We start from the raw sequence: 23,794 nt of genomic DNA, 5'->3' as shown, positions 1-23,794 counted from the left end.
GAAAATATTCAGCTTTAAGCTATTTCAAAATCCACACAGGGAATTTTCTACCCTTAATCTTACCATTAGAAAGTTTTTTATGAACTGAATTAATTAAGGCTCGATCAATAGCTACATAACTTTGTTTATCATAAATATCTATTTTACCAATAGCTTTTCCTGCAATTCCAACATCACCAGTCAAAGCACCTAATATATCTCCTGCTCGGAGCTTATCTTTTTTACCAGCTTCAATTACAAGAGTTTTATATATCGGCTTCATCGCAAAGTCAGGAGTAGTTTCTAAAGCACTTGAGTCTTCATATCTACGTGTTTCATTTTGATAATTAAGAGCTTTAAAAGATCTATTTGAATTATAGATAGATATAGCTACACCTTCCTCGCCAGCTCTAGCTGTTCTGCCTATTCTGTGAGTATAAGTTTCTTCATTATAAGGAATATCATAATTTATAACCATTGCTAGCTCTTTGATATCTAATCCACGAGCAGCAACATCTGTAGCAATAAGTACACGACAGCTTTTATTAGCAAATTGCACAAGCACATCATTTCTTTCATACTGCTCAAGATCACCATGTGTTGCTAAAGTGTCTATATTGTGGTTTTTTAAGCTTTGTGCTAGCTCATTTGCTTCTACTTTAGTATTTGTAAATATAATTACATTTTCTGGCTGATAAGTACCAAGTACATTAATTAAAGTTTTGAGTTTGCTAGCAATCTTTACTTCATAAAATACTTCAGTAACTTTATTGGCAACTTCTATATCTGTAGTTTTTACACTTATAGCATTGCTTTGAACTTTATCGCTTATAGCAATGATTTCATCAGTATAAGTTGCTGAGAAAAGTAGGGTTTGTCTATTTTTAGGAGTGTATGTTAAAACTTTCTCAATATCATCAATAAAGCCCATATCTAACATTCTATCAGCTTCATCAAAAACCAAAGTATCGACATCTTTTAAGTTTAGAGTGTTTTTATCAAGGTGTTTTAGCACTCGCCCTGGTGTACCTACTATTATGTGAGCTTCATGACGCAAAGATTCTTCTTGTGGACGAAAAGCCACACCACCACAAAGCGTTAGAATTTTGATATTATGCGTAAATCTAGCTAAGGCACGCAGCTCTTTAGCTACCTGATCAGCAAGCTCCCTTGTTGGACATAAAACTAGTGTTTGTACACGGTATTTTTTAACTTGTAGTTTAGCCAAAAGCCCAATACCAAAAGCAGCTGTCTTACCACTACCTGTTTTTGCTTGAGCAATCACATCACTACCTTCTAATATATGTGGCAGTGTGCTTGCTTGTACTGAAGTCATTTGCTTATAGCCAATTTCATTAAGGTTATGAAGCATTTCTTTCGATAAAGAAAGATCTGAAAAGTTTGTTTTGTTCATGGGGAATAATCCTTGTATGTGATGAAACTACATACTTATTTGAATAATTTTTGGCGGCGGGACATAAACTATCGCCTACAACCACCGTGCTATATAGCTTTCTTTTGCTATATTTTGATATAGTATGTATATTAGTATGTATCTTATTATTTTCACCCCTATAATCTTACCATAAAGCTAATGGTAAAATAATGGTATTTATATATCTTTTCTAGGGTAGCTATGAAAGCTACCTATATCAGTTGTTAGTCTTCTTTGTATTAAATAATTTTCCTCTTGAAAGTCTACTTGTAAGCCTGCTCTTATGCCTCTGTCATGCAACCGCTTTGCAAATAATACTTACAAAACTCTAATTACTTAGATGTTAGTTTAGTAGCCATAGATTAATAATAGAACAAATTTAATACTAGTAATTATATCAGCTGTTAGGTTGGTTGATTTTTAATATAAAAGTGTAAAGGAAAATAAAATTTTAATATGGATACTTGATTTAAATAGCACCATGGTTTATGTTTAAAGTCTATTTATTTTTTTGAACGATAATATGAAAAAAATGATAATATTTTGTCTAGTATTACTAGAATCAAGCTTCGCTTTTTCATTTTGTACATATACAGTTAAAGATGGAGATTTCCTTTATAATCTAGGAAAAGAAAATAGTATACCAAAAACCTCTATTTTTGAGAGAACAAATAATATAATAAATATCAATAAGAATAACTATCCAGAAATAGTTAAAAACAAAATAAATAAAGGCGACAAATTAATACTACCAACATCAAAGCAAGATTTAGAAAATAATTATTCTAATATATCGAATAGTACTGCCAAAATTAAAAGATGTATAAGTGATTATCGCAAAGTTAATAAGAAAGAAAAAATTAAAGAAAACTTATACGGTGAATTTAGTTCAATGAGTCAATGTTTAAACTCTATAAAATCAAGAAATGGAGAGCTTGACATAATGTGGGATAAACCTAAAAGCGTTTCAGGGCTTGTTAAAGGAACTAAATTAAATTTTGGATGCGACCTAAAAGAAACTGGTAGTAGAGGTACTTATGTTGAAGGATGGTATGAGCATGAAACTTATAAATAAGGTGTAAAAACAGGGTAATCTCGAATATTCAACTATAACTCTTCAGAATAAGAAGTTTATTTGTTAATACCTAAAAATCTAGAGTTTTTGTTGCTTGTATTTCTTCTGCAAATTTTAAAAAAGCTATAAACGGTTGGTCTTTTGAGTTTTCTTCAAAAACAATTTTTTTACCATCATTAAATTCAACACCAACTCTGATAGTCTTTTTTTTACCTCCAGCTAAAGCCCCTGCAAGCATACCCACACCACCAAGCAATAAGCCTCCTGCAAGTGAAGCTCCTGCCGTACCTACTAGAGATTTACTATTATCTTCATTGATTGTAACCACTCTTATAGCTTGTCTCCTAAAATACCTCTTGTTTTCAGATGAGAAAAAACCTTTCTTTTTGGAAAGATTAAACCCATCAAAATGCTTAGCTTCTGGTTCTCTCCAAATGCTTTTTTTCTCTATTTGACAAACTTCCCAATTATCTGAACTTGAAATTAGTTTAATCATTTAAATCATTCTTTAAACACTAGTTTTTAATCGTAACAAATTATATGCAATTAGTCTTTAAGTAATTTATATAGGTTAATCAACTCTTATATTTTTTTGTAGTTGCATCATTTGTTGCACTATTTTTAGTAGTATATTGCATAGTATGTTGTATAAAAAAACAGTCATAACCTTGATTAAATGGGTTTGCGGGACTTTGTGAAACTGCTTGAAATAGCGGCGGCGGGACATAAACTATCGCCTACAACCACCGTGCTATATAGATTTTTTTTGCTATATTTTGATATAGTATGTATCTTATTATTTTTACCCTTATAATCTTACCATAAAGCTAATGGTAAAATAATGGTGTTTATATATCTTTTCTAGGGTAGCTATGAAAACTACCTATATCAGTTGCTAGGCTTCTTTGTAGTAAATCGCTTTCCTCTTGAAAGTCTACTTGTAAGCCTGCTTTTCTTTTATCCCATTGTTTGAGTTTAGCGACTGTATTAATAGCTTGTATCTTTTCACTCATGCTACTATCATCACTATCTATAATATCATCAAGTTTATCTAAGTACTTTTGTCTAGTGTTAAATGTACCTAGCATTTCTCTTTTTTGTACGCTCTCTATAAACTCGGCTACTTTCTCATTTTTGAGTAGCTTACTAGCTTCATTATGTATTGTTTGGTCTTTCATGTTTTCGGTGTCATAAGCTTGTATATATGCCTCTGTCATGCAACCGCTTTGCAAATAATACTTACAAAACTCTAATTGTTTAGATGTTAGCTTATTCATATCATCAATTATTATCTATTTTTATATAATTATAACATTTAATTATATTGAGTAATGATACTCTAATTTTAGATGTAGATATCGTGTTTTTTTATTTTTCTTAACACAACCAACACAATTAACACAACATAGCTAAAAGCGTTGATACATAAGGGCTTCAGTTGTGGTAACTGCTAACACAGTTAATAACACAACTATTTATACCCTTGTCTAAACCTTACCATTTTATAGTTTTGTGTTATATCTGCTTTTTTATGTGTTAAGAGTGTAACACACGCCAAAGCCTTTAAAATAAGGGTGTTAGGGGTAGATGTGTTAATGTGTTAATGTGTTAATGTGTTAATGTGTTAATGTGTTAATGTGTTAGATGTGTTAAGAAATTAGAAAATAGAGATATTATAGCCAATGATATTTATAATATTTAGTACCTTTCTTATCAGTTTTTATAATATGATGATATTGCTCTAGTATATCTAAAGCCTCTTGTACTAGTTCTTTATCTAGCTTTCTATAACTAGTTGGTCTAGTAATGTCGCCAATACTAAAGCCTTTTTTGTTGTTCAGTTTAGATTTTATATCAACTATCTTTTTAGCTAAATCTAAAGATTTGTTGAAATTATAGCCATAGAGATAATCAGCACAATCATAAAAATACTCTAAGGTAGCTATAACTTTTTGTACTACTTCTTTGTTTATATTGTAGTTATCTTGATTATCTGCTAGATGATATATTAAAGCCAAAGCATGAAAAGTATTAGTAGCTTTACCTAGATACTCTATCATTAAATCACTCTGCCCACTCTCATTTTTTACTTTTTCAATATTATTAAACCAGTCAATATATAATCTCTTGGCTTCACTTGTATAGTTGTACTTTTTAGGCTCTGTTTTGACTTTTTCATTATCAACTATATTAAACCTTTGTGGAATTTGTTTTAAGCTGTTTAGTAGGTTCTCATAGCTACTTTTTATATCAAAACTTAATTTAGCTTCTTTATATTCTCTTTGGTATTTTTCAGCTATAGGGATTAATTGAAACCTAGCTAGTAAGCCACTACCATTATATTTGTTAGTAAAATCTATCAGTCTTTGAGTTTGTACCCCGCCAATAATAGATATTGTTACATTATCTATATATTGAGTACCCCTAGATATTGTTTTGCTTTTGAAACTTCCATTATTGTAAGCCTCTACATATAGTTTATGGTCTTCTATTTTTTCAGCTCTAATAACTGACTGTATAAAGTCCATCAACTCATCAATTTCTAGTATTAAACCGTTAGGGCTGTCATCTGCTAACTGACTTAGTAAGGCTTCTTTAGTAGCTGTATTTATACATATTTCCCTAGAATATGGCTTTATTGGTTTTAGCTTCTTAAATGCTTCTATTTCCCCTTTGATACTTTGCTTTTGCTCATCTTTACAATCTTTAAGCTTAGCCTTTAATTTCTTTAGCTCAATTTCGTATAACTCTAATGCTGTTTGATAATTAGCATAGTCTTTTAAATAATCATCTAAAAGCTGTTTATCTATTTCTTTAATTGGTTTCATAGGTTCATTGATACTAGGGGTTTTCCCTGTTCCACTATCCCCTATTAGCATACCCCAAAGAATAGGATAGGCTTTTCTATCATCAATATCTAAACAAACTTTATTTCCTAGCAATCCCGCTATACTAACTAAACTAGATGTAGCTATATACTGTATTGGCTGTTGATGTGCATTAGCTAAACTACTTACATAATCAGCTATAACTTTAGGTAAACAATCAATATTAAACCTTGGTAGCTGTTTTTTATCGCTTGGCAATGGTAAAGGCTTAACCTCTGCTATTTCTTTTTGCATTTCTAAAATATTGCTCATTGCTAAAACTCTCCTATAGTCGGTATATAGTCATTCCAATCTGACAAGCCGTTTTGTTTTTCCTCATCTGTTAGCGGTGGGGGATTGATATATACACTTGGAAACACTTCTTTAACTTGTTGAGCTTTTTTCAGCCCTACCCCGCTTTTGTCATTATCAGCCCATATTTCTAATTCAGCTTCAGGATATAAGCTATAAAAATAACTAACAATAGGTTTTAAACCATTACAATTAAAACAAACTATTATACTGTATAAGCGGTCTACTTTTTGACTTTGTGCGAACCTTAAAACACTTAAACCAGTTGCTAGTCCCTCCACAAAAATAAACTTTTCATTAGTAGACTTATTTAGTATTAAAAAACTATCTTTAGCATTAGCACCTTTATAGAATTGTTTAAAGCCATTAGGCAATATAGTTTGTATACTCTGTAGCTTAGCCTTAAAAGGCTCATTAATACCAATACAAGGAATTACAAGTTTATTGCCATCCTGTTTTATAGCTTCATGGCTTTTTATACCTTTAGCGACTAAATACGGGTGGTTATCATCTGCATTTGATAGTGATAAATAATAACTCTCTAACTTACTTGCTAGCTCTTGTTTGCTCTGCATCTCTGCTTTTTTTTGTTGCTGCAATACTTGGCTGTTATAGGCTCTTTTCTCATAGCTATTATATTGATTGTCATTATCTATATAATTGTATTTCTCGCCTGTTTTCCAATCGCCAAAGACAAAGATATTATTATCAATATTCTGTAGCCATAAATCTACATTATGTTTATTTTTATTAGTATCTTTAAACCTTTTAAGCTCGCCAATACCTATGCTATAATTAAAGTTATTAGGCAATGAGTACCCTAAATCTGATACAAAACCATTAAATTTACTCGTATTCATTGTCTACCCCCTCGCTTCTATTTTTGACTGTATCCAATCGTTTATATCAGCTTCCAACCAACCTACACTAGCATGGGTAAGATTGATTGGTCTCGGGAATTGATTAGCATTTATCCATCTATAGATAGTTGTTTTTGATGTTCCTGTCTTCTCTATAACTTGTGGTAGTCTTAGTATTTTCATATCTTTATAACCTCTTCCTTTAGTTATCAATTAATGTTTAGTTTTAATTGCTGCAGCAACTAAAGATTAGTACCTTTTAAAACCGCTTTTTTTTGAGTGGTTCTAGTTGGTATCTGCTATAAATGATACGGTTAAAATTAAGGGTAAAATATTCTGGAAGTATCGGAAGCTTATTAAAATATAGTTCGGAAGTATGGCTAAAAGTATTGATATATATAGCTTTGAAAGTTCGGAGGTTAAAACCTATTTCTTACGATTACCTTTAGGTATATTATAGTGTTCCATTATTAAATCAGCTACAAACTCTGCTTTTTCATTGCTAGATAGTAGCTTTTTATAATTAATTCTTAACTCATCTCTAATAACTTCTTTTGTAATGGTATTTTTGTACTTTTCGTACTCTTTACTTTCATTTTCAAAAGCCCAGATGATATCATTGTATGGGTTCAAAGCTTCACTATATTTATAGCTATCATCTTGATTAGTAGCTGACTTTGGTTGGTGGTCTTGTAAACTATCTAAATACTCTTTGATAAAACTAGATTTTGTATAAAAAATACTAGCTAGCTCATCATAAGTAGATACTCTTTTTTCTAAATAAATATTATCTTTATAGCTATATTCTCTAAGGTGTTCGGGACATTCTGTATATTCAGTAACATTGGCTATATAATCAGCTATCTTGAAAATGTAAGCTATCTCTAAATGACTGTTATTAAAAGTTTCATCATCTTTAGTATAATTTGCCTTTAAAAAATCATCCTTTTGTTCATTTAGCATATCTGTTAGCGTTAAATGTTGAAAACCTTTAGCGGTATGATAGAAATTACTTACATCTAAACTAGTCCAATCTCTTGGCTTTATATATGATTTTTGACTTTGTTCTATCCAATCTATAATTTGCTCAATATCTAAATCTATGTCATGCAATAATAAAACTTCTCTAATATCTTTAACATTTAAATATTTCTTTGATAATAAAAACTTAGCTTTGTTATTTGACAAACCAATACCCCCAAAGTATCCCCAAAATATTAAGCATTGCCAAAACACTTGGGCGGTGTTCTTTCGGTAGTGAACCTAGACAATGCTAACCTTTAAAATCTAACTTACATTATCCATATTGATAATATTACTATTAGCTTTAACATCATCTACATAATCAGCCCATAGCTGTAACATCTGACTACGCTCTGCTATAAAATCGTTTTTATCATAGATGTTATCTATAGCATTTTCTTTACTATGGCTTAATATCATTCTTATACTGTCATCACTCCAGTTATATTTACTTCTGATAGTGCTAATATATGTTCTAACTGACTTTCTAAAGCCGTGTGTATGTTGTTTTGGTTTATCTGTACCATTGTAGGCTAGTGTATCTCTCAAAGCCTTTGATAGGCTCTCAATAGTAATATGCTTTTTCTTACTTAATGAGTGAAATACATACTCAAAACCGCCGTTATATTCTTTTATTTCCATTAGTAATTTATAAGCCTGTTTACTTAATGGCTGTCTAAAATCTCTACTCATTTTCATATTATCAGCGGATATAAATACAAAAGGTATTTTTTTACCATCTATATTAGCCTCTTGTATGTCTTCCCATTTCATACCTACTATATTACTTGGTCTAAAACCGACTAATACGGCTAGTTTTAAAGCTATGGCTGTATTATATTGTCCTTTGTAGGTATCAATATCATTTAGTAATTTACTAAAGTTGTATCTGTCTTCTGTCGGGTGTATAAATTCAAAACCTTTAGGGCTTTCTTTTTCCGCTTGTATATCTCTAGCAATGTTGTATCTAGTAATACCTTTACCAACTGCATAGTTGAAAATAATATTTAGTAAGTTTTTGATTTTTCTTTGATAGCTAGGTGTAGTAGCTTCTAGTATCCCCGCTATTTGGTATGGCTCAATTTCTTTTATATCAAAAGTTTTTAAGCTTGGTAGTATAAATCTATTGTATATAGATAAATTCCTAGTATAAACCTCTTCACTTTTCCAACCGTGTGGCTTGCTAGGGTGTTTAGTTTCTAGTGCTTTATTTCCGACTATTTCAAAAATATTGCCATCTTGATACTTTGCTTTAGCTTTTTCTAATTTCGGGTCTTTACCACTTGCTAACATCTGATTATATTTAAACGCCTCATCTCTCGCCTGTTTTAGACTTATTGCGGGATAGCTTCCAATACCTATAGTAGTTCTTTTGCCGTTGATAGTGTATAGATAGAAAAAATACTTATTATCGTTTTTATCTATTTTTATGTTTAATCTATCGCCTAAAGACATACTTTTTATATCTTTGTATTTTAAGCTCTTTACCTTACTATCAGTGATTTTAATAGCCATAAATACATACTCATTTAGTGATTATGTATCTAGTATGTATTATAGTATGTATATTTACAAGGGCTTTATTGGTATGTATTGGGACTGTATAAAACCATAAAAATGGCTATAATCATTGTTTTTAAAGGGTTTGTGGGGCTTTATGAAACTGCTTGAAATAGCTTTGTGGTGGAGGCGGCGGGACTTGAACCCGCGTCCATAAACTCTTCATCCTCGGATCTACATGCTTAGACCAACTCATTTAGTGTTTAGCTTGGCTTTTCCCCAGTTAGTCAGGGTAAAAGTTAGCGAGTCTGATTAGTACAGTCATTTACTTCCAGACTTAAAGCAAATGACCATCTTATGTAAAAGATGAACGGATGTATAGACAGCCTCATAAGAAAGCCCATCATACCCGTGCGTTTCTAGGTTATTAAGCTAGACTAGGCAGCTTTAGCAACAGCTGCAAAGCTGTTGTCGTTAGCCGCTACGCGGTTTGCTTTTTTGTTGCCAGTTATATAGGCATTGTACTGTTATTAGCGAGGTACTGTACTTCCTCGGCATGCACCTAAGACTTTGACATTCATGTCGAAACCATATTCGCCCCCATTTGGGTTAGTGTAATGTATATCTTATTTCACTAAAAGTCAAATCTAGTCAACACATAATTAGTTAATTAATTAAATTACTTCTTACCCTCGATGATTTAATAATATATAATTTGATTTAACACCTTCCTTACATAACTTAATTTAATTAAGGTCTAATGGTAATGCCTAAGAAGAGTTTAGATAATATAAAATTAACCTCGTCGCATGAAAACCTTGACAATGCCCTTAGCATAGTTAATGACAGTATTATTATTTTTGATAATGAAGGTACTATAAAATATATAAATCCAGCAGCTATTGAACTTTTCCAATATACTCCTGATGAAATAATTGGTAAAAAAATCGGAAAATTAATTCCTGATAAACATATCAAAGAAAAGAAAAATAAAGTTTCAAGCAATTATAGCAAAGCTTTCAGAAAAATATTAGGTACTAGTGGACTCACAAAAGGCTTGAAAAAAAATGGAGAAATCATTTCAGTCAAACTAAATTCAAATGATATTATCTTCAAAGAAAATTTATGCTTCGTAATTGCAATCAAAGACTATAGTAAGCAATCAAAAAAAGAAAATACCACAGAACTTATATCTCAAATACAAAATATGTATATAAATAAAATCCCTCTACCTGAAATTTTTGAAACTATTCTTAACTTTATGATTCGCATCACAGAAAGTAAATATGGCTTTATTGGTCCTATCTATGAAGATACAAAAGGCTCATTTTTAAAAAGCTATGCTAACTTAAATATTAACTCTGACATACAATCTAAGCATTTTTTTGAAGAAAGTGTTGAACACGGTTTAATCCTTAGAAACTTAGATGTACTTTTCGGTCATATTTTAAAAAATGAAAACTTTTCTATGATAAATAATATTCGAGATGACTCAAATAGTGATGAAACACTAAAAAAAGAGTCGCATTTTGGCTCATATCTTGCTCTACCGATTAAAAACTCAAACAACTCAACTATTGGTATGTTTTATTTATCTGATAGGGATACTGATTATAACCAGGATAATATAGATGATTTATCAGATCTTCTTTGTGTTGTAGCATCTATCTTAGAATCATCTAAAAATGTTTCAATGATTGAAGATATGGCAAATATTGATTCACTATCTAAAACATATAACAGAAACTATCTAAACAAATATCTTACCGATAAAGTCAATAATATCTACATTAATAATGCAACTTCTGACTTTGCCGTAATTATGATCGACTGTAACGATTTTAAAAAAATTAATGATTTTTATGGTCATGATTACGGTGATCATGTACTTATAGAACTAGTTAAAAGAATTAAGCGCTTAATAAAAAAACGGATATTGTTGCTAGATTTGGTGGTGATGAATTTATTATCGTAGCAAATAATATTAAGAGTACCCGTGATGTAGCACCTATTGCTGAAAGAATCAATAATATCTGTAATCAAAACTATATTTTCAAAGGAAAAGCATTTCACTCTGGAGTAAGTATTGGTATAGCCCTCTACTCAAGTGGCATGAAAATAAATACTCTACTAAAGCAAGCCGACCTAGCTCTATATAAATCAAAAAATAGTAAAACAAATTATTCATTTTTTTCAGAGGACTTAGAAAAAAACTTCACTTCGGAACAAAAATTAGAAAAATATATTTTAAAAGCGTTTTCTAAAGATTTATTTTTCTTTCATTACCAACCCCAAATTGATTTAACCACGAATAATATAAATGGTTTTGAAGCACTTCTTAGGTTTGATTTACCAGATGATATCGATGCGACCACTCAAGATCTTGTTAACCATGTTAGGAAAATAGGATTATCTGAAAAACTTAATTTGTATGCAGTAAGAAAGGTTATAGAAGAAGTTGGAAGTTCAGGTTTAAAAGGTAAACGCATTTCTATAAACATATCTCCATATGTAAAAGATTTTTTAGATCATATAATTGAAGTAGTAAAAATTATAGATAAAAGTGATTTACCAAATAGCATGTTTGAACTTGAACTTATCGAGGATGCTTTCGGTCGTATTATGAGCCTAAAGAAAAACAACTATATTTCAGACCTATTAAAAGAAAAAAATATTAGTCTAACAATTGATGATTTTGGTGTTGAATATTCCTCAATCAATCGCTTAATAGATCATCATGTTGATGCACTCAAAATAGACCAAACTTTTATCAGAACACTTCATAAAGATGATAGAAAACAAATTATAGTTAAAGCGATAATTGGTATTGCCAAATCTTTAGGGATTAAATCCGTTGCAGAAGGAGTTGAGTATCAAATCCATGAAGATATATTAAAAGAACTTGGCTGCGACTATGTGCAAGGCTATCTTTACTCCAGACCTTTAGCTCTTGAAGAGGCTATGCAACTGATTAACAAACCTATACTAAAACATACAAAAAAACTCCCAATCTTTAAAGATGATGATTAAAATAGTCATAAAAAAGTTTGCTAAACCCATAAAACAAGAGTATCATCTGCTGGTTTTATAAACTAAATAAGGCAACCAAGTTATGCTTTGGAATGTAATTTTCGGCAATCCTATTTCAAAAAAAAATATGGACGAATATACACTACCAAAAAGATTTGCTTTACCTATATTGTCTTCTGATGCACTATCATCTGTTGCATATGCTACTGGAGAAATACTAGCAACACTAGCAGTAGCAGGTGTAGCAGCTCTTAGCTTTTCATTTCACATATCACTATTCATTTTAGCTTTAATTGTAATTGTTGGAATCTCTTATATTCAAACAATCAACGCCTATCCGAAAGGTGGTGGTGCATATATGGTAGCCAAAGAAAATCTAGGAGTACCATTAGGTCTAATTGCTGCTGGAGCTTTACTGATTGATTATGTTTTAACAGTCGCGGTAAGTGTTTCCGCTGGAATTTTAGCAATTACATCTGCAATACCTTCACTCATAGACTATAGAGTTGAAATGGCAATAATTGCTATAATGATAATGATGTGGATAAACCTAAGAGGAATAAAAGATACCGCAACAATTTTAGTTTGGCCAACCTATGCGTTTGTTGGAATTATTCTAACACTATTAGTCATGGGAACGTATCATTTGGTTATCGGAGATATACACCCTATTGACTACTCAAATACAACTAGCCATTTAGTAGTTGTAAACCAAGCTTTAACTTTAACTCTAATTTTAAGAGCATTTTCTTCAGGATGTTCAGCCATGACTGGAATAGAGGCAATAGCAAATGGCGTGTCTTTATTCCGTCCAGATAGAAGACGCAACGCTATACTTACTCTTATGGCTCTTATTATTACATTAATCGTTATGTTTACTGGTATTGGGTATCTTTCTTATAAAATTGATATAAGACCACTTGTAGACCAAAGTGCTTTGTCTCAACTAGGACACTACATATTTGGTGGAGGTATAGCTTATTATTTTTTACAGCTAGCCACTTGTCTTATACTTATAATTGCAGCAAACACGTCCTTCTCAGCATTTCCAATTTTAGCATCTATCTTGAGTAAAGATGGTTTCTTACCAGCACAATTTAAAAATAAAGATGAAAGGCTTGCCTTTAGAAATGGTATTATGATTTTGGCTATCTTTGCTATGGCTTTAATTTTACTTTTTGATGCAGACACAAGTGCTCTGATACCCCTCTATTCTATTGGGGTTTTTCTAGCATTTACTCTATGTCAAAGTGGTCTACTAGTCTTTTGGTTTAAAAAGCGTGATAAAGTTCCCAAATGGTACTTAAAAGCTGGTATTAATCTAATTGGCTGTATAGCCACTTTTGTTACTGTTTTGATTATTGCTGAATCAAAATTCAATGAGGGTGCATGGATTGTTGTTATTGCCATTCCACTAATAGTGCTAATGTTTTATCGCATAAATGCACATTATAATTCAGTTAAAAAGAGGCTTGAACTTGAAACTATTAAACCTATAAGTATAAATCTAGAGGCTCAAAATAGTATCAAAATTATTGTCCCAATATCAACGCTTCATAAAGGAACAGTAAAAGCTATAGAATTTGCTAAATCAATTTCAAACAATGTTGATATAGTAACTATAAATATGGATCCGACTGAAACAGAAGAGCTTAAAGACAATTGGCAAAAACTAAATATAAATGAAGAACTTACGGTCATAGAGCCCAAGATAGAATCTTTTGTTTATTATTTTGTCAAATACATTAAAACTTCTGATAGTAATAACCATGAGCTATCAACGATAGTGCTCCCTAAAGTTCAAAATAGAAAGCTCTGGCACAATATGTTACACAACCAAAGAGTATTTCTTATAAAGTGGGCTTTAAAAAGCTTAAGTCAAGAAGGAGATACTAGGGTAATAATCGAAGTGCCATATCAAATATAAAAGTCTCATTTTTACTTAAAACAACATATAGATAGCTGATGAAAGAGCAATAAATCCAACAGCTAAGATAAAAATATCTGCTATTGGTTTTTTATAGGTTTCGAGATTTTTAATTTTGTAGATACTATATATCGGCATAATAAATAATATAATAGCTAATACAAGCCCACCGATACTAGATATCATATCTAAAATATTAGGATTTAAGTACGCTGTAAACCAACACATTAAGAAAACAACAGTAAGAGTAATTGGTCGAATTGAGCTTTCTTTTATTTTATTTTTGGAGACCTTACAAACAATACCATCGATACCCTCTTTTGAGCCTAAATAATGTCCAAAGAAAGATTTACCCATAGCAACTAAAGCAACTACTGGTGCTAAGTATTCTAGTGTATGATTTTCAAAATGATTTGCCAGATACGAAAGAATTGATACATTTTCCTCTTTAGCAGACATCAGGTCTTGTGGTGTCAAAACAAGCATAGAGCTAACCACAAACAAAACTACTGTAACAATCATAAGTATATTGCTAGTTGCTATAATTTTTGAAGCTTCTTTGTCAGCATTCTGTTTGTATTTATTTTTAGTGTAAACAGCTAAAGATGAAATAATCGGCGAGTGATTAAATGAAAATATAAGTATTGGCATAATAAGCCATATTGCTATAACTACACTCGAAGCTGAACTAGTCTGCTTAAAACTATCTTTAAAAATATCAAAGCTCCAGTGTGGAACCATCCATAATGAAAGAACTATTAACGATAGAATAAATGGAAACACCAAAAAGCTCATCACTCGAATAATAAAATTTTGACCAAAATTAATAATAAAAACTAAAAAAGCGATTGTACAAAAACTCAATAAAAACCGATTCTGAATATCATAATAAAACTGATACTGGATGAAACTTTGTAGAGTATTTGTAATTCCAACACTATAGACTAAAAGTATTGGGAATATTGCCAACAGATATAAAATATTAAAAAAAACTCCTCCAACTTTACCAAAATACTCATCTGCAACATGTGTAATATCATGACTACCATTGGGACTAGAAATCACAAATCTGCATAATGCTCTATGCGATAGAAAAACCATTGGAAATATAAACAGCAGCATTATAGCTACAGGTATAATACCCGAAATACCTGTTTGAATAGGTAAAAACAAAACCCCTGCCCCTATAGCTGTACCATAAAGGCTGAGAGACCACATAAAATCTTCTTTTTTATTCATTTTATTAAATATTTCAAGAATTAGACAAACAGTATAACAAAGCCATTCTTATAGGTACACTTAGTTTTACTTGATCAAAATATTTAGCACAATCAAGATCATCAATAGATTTATCCATCTCATCTACTCTTGGTAGTGGGTGTAAGATTATAAAATCACTTGTAGCTGATATATGACCTTTATCTAAATAGCACAAATCTTTATTCTCAAGATATAGTTGTTCACTTGGAAACCTTTCTTTTTGTACTCTTGTTACATAAAGCACATCCAAATCATCAAGTACCTCAGACTCTACTTTTTGATGTTCTTCAAATGAGTTTCCATTGTCATTTATAAACTTTCTAAGAGTATCTGGAATACGCAAATAATCAGATGATATAAATTCAAATGAGCAGTCATACTTTGCAAGTATCTTAACTAAAGAATGTACCGTACGACCATATTTTAAATCACCAATGAAACATATCTTGAGATTTTTTAATGTACCTTTTTCAGAATGAATAGTATACAAATCAACCAGTGATTGTGTTGGATGTTCATTATCACCATCTCCAGCATTAATAACTGGTGATTTTACATGTGTAGCAAACTCTTCAACACTATGGGCTTGTGGATGTCTCATTACGATTATATCTGCATATTGATCCATTACTTGACCAGTATCTTCTAGAGTCTCACCCTTAGCTACTGAGCTTGAACCTCCACCCTCTAATGAAATCACACTTCCACCAAGTCTATTCATAGCAGATTCAAAAGAAAACCTAGTTCGAGTACTTGGCTCAAAAAAAAGTGATGCCATAATTTTACTCTGCATATCAGTTATAGGCTGACTATCTTCTAATTTTTCTTTATAGCTATCAGCTTGTTTAAAAAGAGTCGTTAAGTCGCCTTGGCTGATTTGCTCAGCTTTTAGAAGCTTTTGAAATGAAAGCATTTTTTCTCCTGAAAGTTAACACTAGATAAATTATCAAAAAACTTAATCACATGGTCGACTCATTTCTCTATCACGATCTTGCTGATTTTTTCTTTCCTCTTCAAGATCATGAATATCAATTTCTGCTAAAAGCCTACGCATTTTACTTCCATTAATTTTTTCAAGAACAACGAAAAATAATACAGGTAAAAAACTAATCAGCATAATTATCAAACCATTTTTATCAAACCCATAAGCATATTCTGGATAACTATATTTTCCAAGATAGTTATAAACAGTTGATGCTGTTGAACCATAACTTCCTTGAAGAGCAGTTTGTCCACAAAAAATCACCATTGAATTTAGTAAAAAGACCAAAAACACTAGTAAATAAATATTGCCTAACCACTTATACAAGTGAAATCTAAACTTATATTTTTTAGCATTTTTTCTACATTTTTCAATATTTTCCATTAGCACTCATCCTGTAGTTTTGCGCTTTATTTGTTTTAGTGACTTGATTAACCATTAATCCACTCATCTACAGTTTTTACACTATAGTTGTTATCAATTTTACCCATCTCATCAACAGCTATTGCAAATGCTTCAAATGCTCCTGAAGTTGTAAGGTATGGCACACGATTCATAATAGCGGATCTTCTTAGTGCTAAGCTTATATTTAACTCTTCACGCATCGAAGTATTTACAAGTATGTCAATCTTTCCAGCCTCTATAGCTTCAACAGTATTCGTAGCTGAAGAGTTTTGAATATTATCAGAAGCTTTATCGAAGTGCTTACAATCAACATCATTTTCTCTCAAGAAACTTTCTGTCCCTGATGTAGCAAATACATTAAACCCTTTTGCAACTAAACTACGAATTGGCTCAAGTATTTTTGGCTTATCGTTATTACTCACAGAAATTAAGATATTTCCATTCAAAGGAAGCGTATTAAACGCCATCTCTTGAGCCTTATAGAAAGCTACGCCGAATGTGTCACCGATACCCATAGCCTCACCTGTAGACTTCATCTCAGGACCTAAGTAACAATCTACCTCAGCAAATCTACCAAATGGAAATACTGCTTCTTTTACAGAGTAATGTGATGGTATTGGATTATTTAGCGTAAAGTCTCTCAACTTATGCCCTATCATCAATTTAGTAGCAATATTTGCAATACTATTACCTGTTGATTTAGCTACAAACGGTACAGTTCTTGATGCTCTAGGGTTTACCTCAATTACAAAAAGTTCACCATCTTGGTAAGCAAACTGCACATTCATCAAGCCAACTACATTTAGCTCTTTTGCAAGCTTAATAGTGCTGTCCATAACTTCTATAATTTGAGCTTCCGTTAATGAACGCGTCGGAATCGAGCAAGCTGAATCACCTGAGTGAATACCTGCTTCTTCTATATGCTCCATTATACCTGCAACAAAAACATCATCTCCATCTGCAAGAGCATCAACATCTAGCTCAACAGCATTTGTTAAGAATTTATCAATTAATATAGGCCCTTCTAAGATACATTTACCATTTATCTTTATGTAATTATCGAGCTCTTCTTTAGAGTGAATAATTTCCATAGCTCTACCACCTAACACATTAGATGGACGTACAACGATTGGATAACCTACTTTCTCGACACTTTTTGTAAGCTCATTGATGCTGTAGGCGATGTCATTTTTTGGTTGTTTTAAACCAATTTTATCAAGTAGCTCTTTAAACCTCTCTCTATCTTCAGCCAAATCAATCATGTCTGGATTAGTACCAAGAATTGGGATATTATTTTCAAAAAGTGCTGAAACTAGCTTCAATGGAGTTTGTCCACCAAATTGAACTATCACACCTAGAACTTCACCTTTTCTCATCTCATTTTTAATGATATTTAATACATTTTCCGCCATTAATGGTTCAAAATAGAGCTTATCAGAAGTATCATAATCAGTTGAAACTGTCTCAGGATTACAGTTAATCATAATAGTTTCAATACTCTCTTCAGCTAAAGATTTTGAAGCATGCACACAAGCATAATCAAACTCTATACCTTGACCAATACGATTTGGCCCTCCGCCAAGTATTATTACTTTTTTGTTATCAGTAATATCAGATTCACAATCTCTTATGATCTCTTCATGAGAAAAATGCTCATAAGTTGAGTACATATATGAAGATGAAGAATCAAACTCAGCTGCACAAGTATCAACCTTCTTATATGTTGGATAAATCTCTTTACCATAACGATAGTTACGTACATATTTTTCTGTTCTACCAACTAGCTTTGCAATTCTTGCATCAGAAAAACCAATATTTTTATAGATTGAGAAATCCTCTTTATCATTTGGCAAACCTGTTTCTTTGAGTTTTTGCTCAGCATGGACAATATTTGCAATCTGCTCAATAAACCATGGATCTATTCGGCAAGCATCAAATATTTTTTCCTCTGGAATCCCAAACCTTATTGCTTCTGCTACACGCAAAATCCTCATCGGAGAAAGCTCTTGTAGTGATCTTAGTATCGCAGCTTGATTATCAGCCAAAGACCCTTCTCGATCAACTCCAGCTATTTCAACCTCATCTAAACCTGTAAGCCCAACCTCTAATGAAACTAATGCTTTTTGTAAACTTTCAGAGAATGATCTACCTATAGACATCACCTCACCAACTGATTTCATTTGTGAAGAAAGTCTGTCATCCGTTGTTGGGAACTTCTCGAAAGTAAATCTTGGGATTTTCGTAACAACATAATCAATTGTTGGCTCAAATGATGCAGGTGTAACTTTAGTTATATCGTTATCAATTTCATCAAGTGTATAACCGACTGCTAATCTTGCAGCAACTTTTGCAATAGGATAACCTGTAGCTTTTGACGCTAAAGCAGATGATCTTGAAACTCTTGGATTCATCTCAATTACTACTAGCTTACCTGTATCAGGATTTACAGCAAACTGTACATTTGAACCACCAGTCTCTACTCCAATCTCACGCAATACAGCGATAGAGGCATCACGCATTATTTGATACTCTTTATCTGTAAGAGTCAAGGCAGGAGCAACTGTTATACTATCTCCTGTGTGGATACCCATTGGATCAATATTTTCTATCGCACAAACGATAATAGAGTTATCAGCTTTGTCACGGACAACTTCCATTTCATATTCTTTCCATCCTAGGATAGACTCATCTATAAGCACTTCATTTGTAGGTGAAAGTCTTAGACCATTCTTTACAATTGCCACAAATTCTTCTTTTGTGTAAGCGATACCACCACCACTACCACCAAGGGTAAATGATGGACGAACAATTGCAGGTAGGCCAATATCTTCAAGAGCAACCATTGCTTGCTCCATAGTTTGCACTACCACATTACGAGGTACAGCAAGACCTATCTTCGCCATTGCTTTATTAAATCTTTCTCGGTTCTCAGCTTTATCGATAGAATCTGCTTTTGCTCCAAGCATTTCTACATCATACTTTGCTAGTATGCCATCAGCATCTAATGCCAACGCGCAGTTTAGAGCTGTTTGTCCACCTACTGTTGGTAGGATTGCATCAGGTCTTTCTCTTTCTATAATTTTACCTACACTTTCACTGGTAATTGGCTCAATAAAAATCTTATCAGCAGTAGTAGGATCTGTCATGATAGTTGCTGGGTTTGAGTTTACAAGATAAACTTCATAGCCATCTTCTTTAAGCACTTTACATGCCTGAGTACCAGAGTAGTCGAACTCACATGCTTGACCAATTACAATTGGACCAGCACCTAAAACTAAAATACTTTTTATATCGATTCTTTTTGGCATTTTCTATTTGCTCCCTTTTTTAGCTTCAGCAATCATTTCAGCAAATTCATTAAATAAATATTTACAATCATGTGGTCCTGGCGAAGCCTCTGGATGGTATTGTACGGCAAACGCAGGTCTATCTTTAAACCTTATACCCTCTACAGTTCCATCAAAAAGTGAGCTTACACTTATTTCCATATTATCAGGTACTTTTTCATCACAAACCACAAAACCATGGTTTTGACTTGTTATATATACTTTTTTAGTCTGGTTATCCTGAACTGGTTGGTTTGCACCACGATGACCTTTGTGCATTTTCTCAGTATTTAAGCCGCCAGCTAATGCTAAAAGCTGATTACCAAGACATATACCAAATATCGGCATCTTGTCATCTAGTAATTGTTTTATAACTCCTGCTGCATAGCTTGATGTTGCAAATGGATCACCAGGACCGTTTGATAAAAACACACCATCAGGATTATGCTTCAGAATATCTTCATAAGTACTATCCGCAGGCACTACTATCACTCTAAATCCAGCATCTACTAAGTTTCTCAAGATATTATACTTCACACCATAATCTATAACGACAACTGTATATCTATAATCTTCTTGTTTTTTATATACTTGTTGGCCTAGCTGATAAGTATGCTCATTCCATTCATACTCTCTATTTGTAGTAACTGAAATTGCTAAGTCTCTACCACCAAGAGTTGATTTGTTTTTGATTCTGATTCTAGCGTAGTTTGCATCAAGAAACTCACCAGGTTTCACAGAAAGAATTGCAACCCTTACAGCACCTTCTTTTCTTATTTTACGCGTAATAGCACGAGTATCTACACCACTTATGCCGACTATATGTCTATTTTTAAGCCATGTATCTATACTCTTATTTGCTCTAAAGTTTGAAGGACTTGTGACATCTTCTCGCACGACCAAACCTTTAGCGAATACACCTAGAGATTCGTTATCTTCATTATTAATCCCTACATTACCAATATGTGGAAATGTAAATGTAATAATCTGTCCCGCATATGATGGATCTGTAAGTGTTTCTTGGTAGCCTGTCATACCTGTATTGAAACAAATCTCACCATCTGTCCAACCACGAACACCAACCGATCTACCTAAGTAGTATGTACCGTCTGGAAATACTAATAATGCATTAGTCATATCATTTGCTAATATCATAAAATAACCTTTTTAGAGTGAAAATATACTTTGAATGAAACTTTAGAGATAATTTTTCTTATCATTTTACTTATGTAAAGTTGATGGATAAATTAAAGGTATTGTATGGAGTGAGGTTACATCTGTAAAGAGCCAATACGATCTTTTTTTTTATTTCTTTTTTTAGACTAGTTTTAAGGATGCTTTTATAATAGAATTATCTTTTCGACGCTTAATTCTTATAAGAATAAATATATATTGTAATGAAAAAAACACTCCTTATTATAACTCTTTTATTATCGCTTATTCCTGTTGCATACTCTGAGGGTAAGCTAGTTTTTGTTTCACTCATAACTCGGCATGGTGATAGGGCTCCATTTGCAAATATAGTCAATGCTGACTACAAATGGGGAACATCTCTTTCTGAGCTTACGCCTATAGGTATGAATCAAGAATACAACCTAGGAAAAAGACTTAGAGAGAGATATATAAATCAATTTAAACTCCTAAGCAATAACTATGAAAATCAAAGTATTTTCACATTATCAAGCCACACAAATAGAACAGTTGTAAGTGCTCAAAGCCTACTTGTAGGACTTTACCCTCCTGGCACTGGACCATCATTAAAATATGGCAGTCCAGCTATTCAAGGGAGATTTCAGCCTATACCAATCATGACCCTTTCTGAAGATTCAAAGCTTGTAAGCTATCCATATGAGGACTATCTCAAGGTACTTAAAAAACATATTTATCAATCTCCTGCTTGGTTGAAAAAGACCAAGGAAGTTGAACCTAGCTTTAAAAAATGGCAGCAAATACTTGGAAACAAAATAACTGGGTTAAATGACATCATTACTGTTGGTGATGTTTTGATAGTTGCTAAGGCTCATGGTAAACCACTACCAAAAGGCTTATCTCAAAAAGATGCTGATCAAATTATCAAAATAACAGATTGGGGACTTGCTCAGCAATTCAAATCTCAAAAAGTTGCATATACATTAAACGGCGAGCTAACAAATAAAATACTAATCGATCTAATAAGTGCTTCTACAGGTGACTCTAAATATAAAATGACATACTACTCTGGGCATGATCTTACTCTGCTTGGCATTATGGGGACCTTGGGTGTACCACTAAATGAATCTCCTAGTTATGCTAGCCATATTGAATTTGAATTATACCAAGATGACGGAAACTATTCTGTAAAAATCAGATATAACGATCAATATATCAAGCTACCAATTATGGATAAAGATAATAGTTGTACACTAGAGGCATTCTCAAACTACATCACAATGATCAATAATAAATTTTCAAAGTAATTCTTATATTTCTATAATTCAGTGATTTCACTATTTTGATGAAACTAATAGCTATTACACAATGACATAAGACTTATTTTTTTGCTCAAACTTATGTTTAGTGTGTAACTTCAGTTAACTAATCTGATATCATTAATTTGTAAATTAACCTTCTAGGAGAAAATCATGAGCTGCCCATTTAAAGAAAGTAAAGGTTGTCCAATGAAAGCTGGCAAATGTTATTTAGGAGTTTTCCTAACTATCCTGGCAATCTCTATAGGCCTTAAAGTCATTACATTCATACTAAATGTTATACCTGGATCTGATTATGGTAATATCTGGTTTGTATTACTTGCTAGTATATTAGTATTATATGCTAGTAAATACCATAAAAAAGGAAATAAAGGCTGTGGTACGGGATGTGACTGCCCTTGCAATAAAAACAATTTAGATAATGAAGCTCCCGAGTCTAATGTAGGGAAATAAAACTTCAATTATCTAATATACGTTTCATAATTCTGAAAAGTCATCCCTTCAGCTTGTCTATACTCAGGAATATCTTCCCTTGGCTGATCATCTATCAGCTTAAACTCAAGATCTGGAGAAAAATTATTCTCTAACTCATTTTGAAGAGCACTAAAAGGAGGAGCTTGGACTTTTTTATCATGCTCCATTACTAGGAGAAGCACTTGTGTTTGCTTTGTAGTTACACTCTTCATCATTTCCGCATACTTAGACCTTAACAACTTCGGCAAAGCAATATATGCACCCCTATCATACCATATAGTAATATTTGGCAACTTTTGAGCAATTCTAGGTGATTCAAAAATATCTGATACATATATGCTCACATTCCTGCCTTTATAGCACTTACAACCCTCTTGATCTAAAATCTCATACTCTATATGGTTTGTCGTAAAAAAAGATTTAACAGCTTTTTCTGAAATCTCAACACCTACAACTTTAATATTTTTAGATAAGAAAAATAAAATATCTATACTACTTCCACACATTGGGATAAAACACAATGAATTATTATCCACTTTTAATTTCGAAAAATGCTTAACTAAAAACTCATTCGCTGACTCTTGACAAAAATTTTCCACATCATTATTTTTCCAACGATCGAGCCAATATTCATTATTTACCTTATCAGTTTCAATTCCACTCATATCATTTATTTTTAGCTTCTAATTAGCAAGTATCATATCATTATTTGAATGCTATAACGTCCAACTTTCAATTATAATCCAAAGAGCTGCTGAAAAAGATAACAAATCAAATCTAGCGATTTTATATTCAATTGCTATAATCTTTCTCAAGCTTCTAAAACCTCTTATTTACTACACTTAAAAAATAACATTAACTTATCCAAGGG

The 23,794-nt window shown here is 32.2% G+C and carries 19 protein-coding genes, 1 other RNA gene and 1 pseudogene; 6 read left to right on the top strand and 15 right to left on the bottom strand.

Features of this window, described 5'->3' with window-relative positions; genetic code table 11:
• Positions 1–19: 19 nt before the first annotated feature.
• A complete protein-coding gene (dbpA, locus tag CDH04_RS01525; protein WP_112869351.1) occupies positions 20–1,393 on the bottom strand; it encodes an ATP-dependent RNA helicase DbpA in 1,374 nt (457 codons plus the stop codon).
• 544 nt (positions 1,394–1,937) lie between these two features.
• Between dbpA and CDH04_RS01515 the strand changes: the two genes are divergently transcribed.
• Positions 1,938–2,489, top strand: coding sequence for a hypothetical protein (locus CDH04_RS01515; RefSeq protein ID WP_112869350.1), 552 nt, complete (start codon positions 1,938–1,940; stop codon positions 2,487–2,489).
• A gap of 70 nt (positions 2,490–2,559) precedes the next feature.
• Here the strand turns inward: CDH04_RS01515 and CDH04_RS01510 are convergent, their stop codons facing one another.
• From CDH04_RS01510 to ssrA, 8 genes are all read right to left on the bottom strand, one after another.
• Positions 2,560–2,985 carry a hypothetical protein gene (locus CDH04_RS01510; RefSeq protein WP_112869349.1) on the bottom strand — a complete coding sequence of 142 codons (426 nt, stop codon included), beginning with the start codon at positions 2,983–2,985 and terminating at the stop codon, positions 2,560–2,562.
• 352 nt (positions 2,986–3,337) lie between these two features.
• The gene (locus CDH04_RS01505; protein WP_112869348.1) at positions 3,338–3,766 is read right to left on the bottom strand and encodes a terminase small subunit; all 429 of its coding nucleotides are present in this window, start codon (positions 3,764–3,766) and stop codon (positions 3,338–3,340) included.
• A gap of 396 nt (positions 3,767–4,162) precedes the next feature.
• On the bottom strand, positions 4,163–5,629 hold the full coding sequence (locus CDH04_RS01500) for a DUF3987 domain-containing protein (RefSeq protein ID WP_112869347.1): 1,467 nt from the start codon (positions 5,627–5,629) through the stop codon (positions 4,163–4,165).
• A gap of 2 nt (positions 5,630–5,631) precedes the next feature.
• The gene (locus CDH04_RS01495; protein WP_112869346.1) at positions 5,632–6,528 is read right to left on the bottom strand and encodes a primase/helicase family protein; all 897 of its coding nucleotides are present in this window, start codon (positions 6,526–6,528) and stop codon (positions 5,632–5,634) included.
• Between the two features lie 3 nt (positions 6,529–6,531).
• On the bottom strand, positions 6,532–6,711 hold the full coding sequence (locus CDH04_RS01490; protein ID WP_112869345.1) for a helix-turn-helix transcriptional regulator: 180 nt from the start codon (positions 6,709–6,711) through the stop codon (positions 6,532–6,534).
• A 243-nt stretch (positions 6,712–6,954) separates the two neighbouring features.
• Positions 6,955–7,716 carry a hypothetical protein gene (locus tag CDH04_RS01485; RefSeq protein ID WP_162699176.1) on the bottom strand — a complete coding sequence of 254 codons (762 nt, stop codon included), beginning with the start codon at positions 7,714–7,716 and terminating at the stop codon, positions 6,955–6,957.
• Positions 7,717–7,815: 99 nt separating this feature from the next.
• A complete protein-coding gene (locus tag CDH04_RS01480) occupies positions 7,816–9,066 on the bottom strand; it encodes a tyrosine-type recombinase/integrase (RefSeq protein ID WP_112869343.1) in 1,251 nt (416 codons plus the stop codon).
• Between the two features lie 166 nt (positions 9,067–9,232).
• Positions 9,233–9,653, bottom strand: a transfer-messenger RNA (tmRNA) gene (gene ssrA / locus CDH04_RS01475).
• A gap of 158 nt (positions 9,654–9,811) precedes the next feature.
• On the opposite strand from ssrA, the pseudogene CDH04_RS01470 reads away from it, so the two are divergent.
• The 3 genes and pseudogenes from CDH04_RS01470 to CDH04_RS01460 form a co-directional block, all read left to right on the top strand.
• A pseudogene (locus CDH04_RS01470) lies at positions 9,812–11,181 on the top strand (diguanylate cyclase domain-containing protein); the annotation flags it as partial.
• Positions 11,164–12,081: an EAL domain-containing protein gene (locus CDH04_RS01465; protein ID WP_112869341.1), complete on the top strand. Its 918-nt coding sequence runs from the start codon at positions 11,164–11,166 to the stop codon at positions 12,079–12,081. The pseudogene CDH04_RS01470 and the gene CDH04_RS01465, both read left to right, overlap by 18 nt.
• A gap of 82 nt (positions 12,082–12,163) precedes the next feature.
• Positions 12,164–14,008 (top strand): APC family permease, encoded by a 1,845-nt coding sequence (locus CDH04_RS01460; protein ID WP_112869340.1) that lies wholly within the window; start codon positions 12,164–12,166, stop codon positions 14,006–14,008.
• 15 nt (positions 14,009–14,023) lie between these two features.
• Here the strand turns inward: CDH04_RS01460 and CDH04_RS01455 are convergent, their stop codons facing one another.
• The 5 genes from CDH04_RS01455 to carA are packed head-to-tail and all read right to left on the bottom strand — an operon-like array spanning position 14,024 to position 21,136.
• Positions 14,024–15,247 (bottom strand): aromatic amino acid transport family protein, encoded by a 1,224-nt coding sequence (locus CDH04_RS01455; protein WP_112869339.1) that lies wholly within the window; start codon positions 15,245–15,247, stop codon positions 14,024–14,026.
• A 13-nt stretch (positions 15,248–15,260) separates the two neighbouring features.
• Positions 15,261–16,181 (bottom strand): aspartate carbamoyltransferase, encoded by a 921-nt coding sequence (gene pyrB / locus CDH04_RS01450; RefSeq protein WP_112869338.1) that lies wholly within the window; start codon positions 16,179–16,181, stop codon positions 15,261–15,263.
• A gap of 42 nt (positions 16,182–16,223) precedes the next feature.
• A complete protein-coding gene (locus CDH04_RS01445) occupies positions 16,224–16,634 on the bottom strand; it encodes a hypothetical protein (protein ID WP_112869337.1) in 411 nt (136 codons plus the stop codon).
• Between the two features lie 47 nt (positions 16,635–16,681).
• On the bottom strand, positions 16,682–19,963 hold the full coding sequence (gene carB / locus CDH04_RS01440) for a carbamoyl-phosphate synthase large subunit (RefSeq protein WP_112869336.1): 3,282 nt from the start codon (positions 19,961–19,963) through the stop codon (positions 16,682–16,684).
• A 3-nt stretch (positions 19,964–19,966) separates the two neighbouring features.
• Positions 19,967–21,136, bottom strand: coding sequence for a glutamine-hydrolyzing carbamoyl-phosphate synthase small subunit (gene carA, locus CDH04_RS01435; protein ID WP_112869335.1), 1,170 nt, complete (start codon positions 21,134–21,136; stop codon positions 19,967–19,969).
• Positions 21,137–21,378: 242 nt separating this feature from the next.
• Here carA and CDH04_RS01430 point away from each other — a divergent pair, with 242 nt between their 5' ends.
• Together CDH04_RS01430 and CDH04_RS01425 are read left to right on the top strand one after the other, a co-directional pair.
• The gene (locus tag CDH04_RS01430) at positions 21,379–22,437 is read left to right on the top strand and encodes a histidine phosphatase family protein (protein WP_112869334.1); all 1,059 of its coding nucleotides are present in this window, start codon (positions 21,379–21,381) and stop codon (positions 22,435–22,437) included.
• 165 nt (positions 22,438–22,602) lie between these two features.
• Positions 22,603–22,902, top strand: a complete 300-nt coding sequence (locus tag CDH04_RS01425; RefSeq protein WP_112869333.1) for a hypothetical protein — start codon at positions 22,603–22,605, stop codon at positions 22,900–22,902.
• Between the two features lie 8 nt (positions 22,903–22,910).
• On the opposite strand, the gene CDH04_RS01420 is transcribed toward CDH04_RS01425, so the two are convergent.
• The gene (locus CDH04_RS01420) at positions 22,911–23,588 is read right to left on the bottom strand and encodes a class I SAM-dependent methyltransferase (protein WP_112869332.1); all 678 of its coding nucleotides are present in this window, start codon (positions 23,586–23,588) and stop codon (positions 22,911–22,913) included.
• Positions 23,589–23,794 lie beyond the last annotated feature (206 nt).

Origin of the sequence: Francisella adeliensis (assembly GCF_003290445.1) — a bacterium.
Classification (GTDB): domain Bacteria; phylum Pseudomonadota; class Gammaproteobacteria; order Francisellales; family Francisellaceae; genus Francisella; species Francisella adeliensis.
The sequence above is the reverse complement of the archived record's forward strand: the minus strand, read 5'-3'. Positions and strand labels throughout refer to the sequence as shown.

Excerpts from the sequence above, each read along its gene's own strand:
- pyrB (WP_112869338.1), bottom strand. The coding sequence starts at position 16,181 with ATGCTTTCATTTCAAAAGCTTCTAAAAGCTGAGCAAATCAGCCAAGGC.
- carA (WP_112869335.1), bottom strand. The coding sequence starts at position 21,136 with ATGATATTAGCAAATGATATGACTAATGCATTATTAGTATTTCCAGAC.
- CDH04_RS01425 (WP_112869333.1), top strand. The coding sequence starts at position 22,603 with ATGAGCTGCCCATTTAAAGAAAGTAAAGGTTGTCCAATGAAAGCTGGC.
- CDH04_RS01465 (WP_112869341.1), top strand. The coding sequence starts at position 11,164 with ATGAAAATAAATACTCTACTAAAGCAAGCCGACCTAGCTCTATATAAA.
- CDH04_RS01430 (WP_112869334.1), top strand. The coding sequence starts at position 21,379 with ATGAAAAAAACACTCCTTATTATAACTCTTTTATTATCGCTTATTCCT.
- CDH04_RS01515 (WP_112869350.1), top strand. The coding sequence starts at position 1,938 with ATGAAAAAAATGATAATATTTTGTCTAGTATTACTAGAATCAAGCTTC.
- CDH04_RS01460 (WP_112869340.1), top strand. The coding sequence starts at position 12,164 with ATGCTTTGGAATGTAATTTTCGGCAATCCTATTTCAAAAAAAAATATG.
- CDH04_RS01455 (WP_112869339.1), bottom strand. The coding sequence starts at position 15,247 with ATGAATAAAAAAGAAGATTTTATGTGGTCTCTCAGCCTTTATGGTACA.
- CDH04_RS01500 (WP_112869347.1), bottom strand. The coding sequence starts at position 5,629 with ATGAGCAATATTTTAGAAATGCAAAAAGAAATAGCAGAGGTTAAGCCT.
- dbpA (WP_112869351.1), bottom strand. The coding sequence starts at position 1,393 with ATGAACAAAACAAACTTTTCAGATCTTTCTTTATCGAAAGAAATGCTT.
- CDH04_RS01445 (WP_112869337.1), bottom strand. The coding sequence starts at position 16,634 with ATGGAAAATATTGAAAAATGTAGAAAAAATGCTAAAAAATATAAGTTT.
- CDH04_RS01420 (WP_112869332.1), bottom strand. The coding sequence starts at position 23,588 with ATGAGTGGAATTGAAACTGATAAGGTAAATAATGAATATTGGCTCGAT.
- carB (WP_112869336.1), bottom strand. The coding sequence starts at position 19,963 with ATGCCAAAAAGAATCGATATAAAAAGTATTTTAGTTTTAGGTGCTGGT.
- CDH04_RS01505 (WP_112869348.1), bottom strand. The coding sequence starts at position 3,766 with ATGAATAAGCTAACATCTAAACAATTAGAGTTTTGTAAGTATTATTTG.
- CDH04_RS01480 (WP_112869343.1), bottom strand. The coding sequence starts at position 9,066 with ATGGCTATTAAAATCACTGATAGTAAGGTAAAGAGCTTAAAATACAAA.
- CDH04_RS01495 (WP_112869346.1), bottom strand. The coding sequence starts at position 6,528 with ATGAATACGAGTAAATTTAATGGTTTTGTATCAGATTTAGGGTACTCA.
- CDH04_RS01490 (WP_112869345.1), bottom strand. The coding sequence starts at position 6,711 with ATGAAAATACTAAGACTACCACAAGTTATAGAGAAGACAGGAACATCA.
- CDH04_RS01510 (WP_112869349.1), bottom strand. The coding sequence starts at position 2,985 with ATGATTAAACTAATTTCAAGTTCAGATAATTGGGAAGTTTGTCAAATA.